The organism is Kitasatospora sp. NPDC059577 (genome assembly GCF_042735475.1).
GTDB lineage: Bacteria > Actinomycetota > Actinomycetes > Streptomycetales > Streptomycetaceae > Kitasatospora.
The window spans coordinates 1-3284 of record NZ_JBHWBZ010000136.1 but is presented as its reverse complement, the minus strand read 5'-3'; the positions used below and the strand labels follow the sequence as shown (position 1 = coordinate 3284).

Genomic DNA, 3284 nt, shown 5'->3' with positions numbered 1-3284 from the left:
GCCGACCGCGTCCAGGCCGAGCACCTCCGCGAACAGTCCGCAGAGGATCTCCTCCTGCGGCGTGCGGGCCGCCCGGCCCGCCGACAGCGCGCCGAAGTCCGGCTCCGGGAGCGCCCGGTGGTCCACCTTTCCGCTGCCGGTCAGGGGCACCGCGTCCAGCAGGACGACGGCGGCCGGGACCATGTAGCCGGGCAGCGACCCGGCGGCGAACCGCCGCAGCTCGACGGCGAGTTCGGGCGACGCCTGGCCCACCGTGCAGTAGGCGACCAGTCGGCGGTCGCCGGTGTCGCTCTCGCGCACGGCGACCACGCACTGACGCACGGCGGGGTGGCGGGCGACCACCTGCTCGATCTCGCCGGGTTCGATCCGGAAGCCGCGGATCTTGACCTGGTGGTCGGTGCGGCCCAGGAACTCCAGGCCGCCGTCGCGGGTGCGGCGGACCAGGTCGCCGGTGCGGTACATCCGCGCCCCGTCCCCGGGTGCGAACGGGCAGGCGACGAAGCGCTCTGCCGTCAGGCCCGGCCGGCCCAGGTAGCCCCGGGCCAGGCCGGCGCCGGCCAGGTACAGCTCCCCCGGTACCCCGACCGGGACGGGGTTGAGGTGCTCGTCCAGGACGTGGGCGCGGACACCGGCGATCGGGCCGCCCAGGCCGGGGCGCTCGGCGGCGTCGAACGGCTGGGTGAGCGCGTAGACGGTGGCCTCGGTCGGGCCGTAGAAGTTGTGGCCCGCGGTGTCGGGGTGCTCCCGCAGCCGCTGCCACAGCGCCTGGCCGACGGCCTCGCCGCCGAGCAGCAGGAGTCGCGGCGCGGGTGCGTCCAGCAGGCCCTCCTCGATCAGCTGCTCGGTGTAGGACGGGGTGATGTGCAGGGCGTCGATTCCCGCGTCGGCGGTGTGGCGGACGAGGGCCGCCGGGTCGCGGCGCAGTTCGTCGCCGATCAGGTGCAGCTCGTGCCCGGCGTACATCCAGAGCACGGGCTCCAGCGAGGCGTCGAAGCAGAGCGAGGCGGTGAGGGCGATCCGCTGCCGGCCGTGGGCCTGCCCGGTGCCGCGGATCAGCGTGGCCCGGTGGGCGGCCAGCAGGGCGGCGACGGCGCCGTGCGGGACCACGACGCCCTTGGGGCGGCCGGTGGAGCCGGAGGTGTAGATGACGTAGGCGGCGTCGCCCGAGTCGATGCCCGGCTCCGGGTCGTCGGCTTCGTGGCGGGCGAGGCCGGCGCTGTCCCCGGTCGGCTCGGCGACGTCGAGGGTGCGCAACCCGGCCAGGACCTCGGGCAGTGGCCAGTGTTCGTCCGTCAGCACCAGTGCCGGGCGGGCGTCGGCCAGCATGTGGGCGGTGCGGTCGGCCGGGTACTCGCCGTCCAGCGGCAGGTAGGCGCCGCCGGCCTTGAGTACGGCCAGCATCGCGACCACGGTGTCCGCCGAGCGCGGCAGCGCGAGGGCGACCACGGACTCCCGTCCGGCGCCCGCCGCGATCAGCCGGTGCGCGAGCCGGTTGGCCCGGGCGTTCAGCTCGGCGAAGGTCAGCGCGGTGTCGCCGCAGACCAGGGCCACGGCCTCCGGGGTCCCGGCCGCCTGCGCCGCGAAGGCGGCCGGCAGCAGCGGGACCTCGGCCGGCAGCGCGCCGCCGTCCACGGGCAGCGCGGCACGCTCCGCGCCGGACAGCAACTCGACCCGCCCGATCGGCAGTTCGGGCCGCGCGGCCACGGCCGCCAGCAGTCGGCCGAACCGCCCGGCGATCGCCTCGACCGTCTCCCGGTCGAACAGGTCGGTGGCGAAGTCGATCGCGCACTCCAGGCCGGCCGGGGCGCCGTCCTCGTCGAAGGACTCGCCGAGGCCCACGCACAGGTCGAACTTGGCGACCGAGCCGCCGGAGGACACCACGGAGGCGTCCAGGCCGGTACCGGCGAGCGGCGACCCCGAGCCCGAGCCCGAGCCCGAGCCCTCCAGCAGCAGGATGACCTGGAAGAGCGGGTGCCGGGCGAGCGAGCGGGTCGGGTTGAGTTCCTCCACCAGGCGTTCGAAGGGCACGTCCTGGTGCGCGTGGGCGTCGAGCTGGGTCTCCCGGACGCGGGCCAGGAGTTCGGTGAAGCTGGGGTCGCCCGACGTGTCGGTGCGCAGCACCAGGGTGTTGACGAAGAAGCCGACCAGCTCGTCCAGCGCCTCGTCGGAACGCCCGGCCACCACCGAGCCGATCGGGACGTCGGTGCCCGCGCCGAGCCGGGTCAGCAGCGCGGCCAGGGCCGCCTGCAGCGTCATGAACACCGTCACGCGGTGGTCGCGCGACAACTCGGCGACCGCACGGTGGAGTTCGGCGCCGTACGGCAGGACGACGCGCTCGCCCCGGTGGCTGGCGGCCGCGCGGCGCGGCCGGTCGACGGGCAGCGACAGCTCCTCCGGCAGCCCGGCCAGGGCCTCGCGCCAGTAGGCGAGTTGGCGGGCGGCCAGGCTCTCCGGGTCGTCCTCGTCACCGAGCAGCTCGCGCTGCCAGAGCGCGTAGTCGGCGTACTGCACGGGCAGCGGCGACCACTGCGGGGCCGCGCCACCGGTGCGGGCCGCGTAGGCCGTGGCGAGGTCGGACAGCAGCGGTCCCATCGACCAGCCGTCGCCGGCGATGTGGTGCAGGACGAGGACGAGCAGGTGCTCGCCGGCCGCGGCCGGGATGACGTGGGCGCGGACCGGGAGGTCGGCGGCCAGGTCGAAGGCCCGTGCGGTGCACAGCTCCGGGGCGGTGCCCGGCGGCAGCAGTTCGACGCCGACCCGGGCCTGAGCGGCGGGCAGGATCCGCTGGTACGGGGTGCCGTCCTCCTCGGCGATCAGGGTGCGCAGGCTCTCGTGCCGGGCGACCACGTCACCGAGGGCGCGTTCCAGCGCCGAGGTGTCCAGCTCCCCCGCCACCCGCAGGACGAGGGGCAGGTTGTAGAGGGCGCCGGGGCCCTCCATCCGGTCGATCAGCCAGAGCCGCTGCTGGGCGAAGGACAGCGGCACCCGGTCCGGGCGCTCGCCCCCGGCCGTCAGCGCGAGGCGCTGCGGGCCCGGACCGGTGCCCAGGCGGGCCGCCAGCCCGGCGACCGTCGGCGCCTCGAAGACGTCCCGGATACCGGACTCGGCGCCCAGCACCGTCCGGACCCGGCTGAGCAGCTTGGTGGCCAGCAGGGAGTGGCCGCCCAGGTCGAAGAAGTCGTCGTCGACGCCGACCGCGTCCAGGCCGAGCACCTCCGCGAACAGTCCGCAGAGGATCTCCTCCTGCGGCGTGCGGGCCGCCCGGCCCGCCGACAGCGCGCCGA

Annotated in this window: 1 protein-coding gene; it reads right to left on the bottom strand. The window is 75.9% G+C overall.

The genetic code is table 11. The features are described 5' to 3' along the window. Positions 1–3284 (bottom strand): amino acid adenylation domain-containing protein (locus tag ACFV0O_RS41340; RefSeq protein ID WP_380350203.1); only part of this gene is annotated, 3284 nt, incomplete at both ends.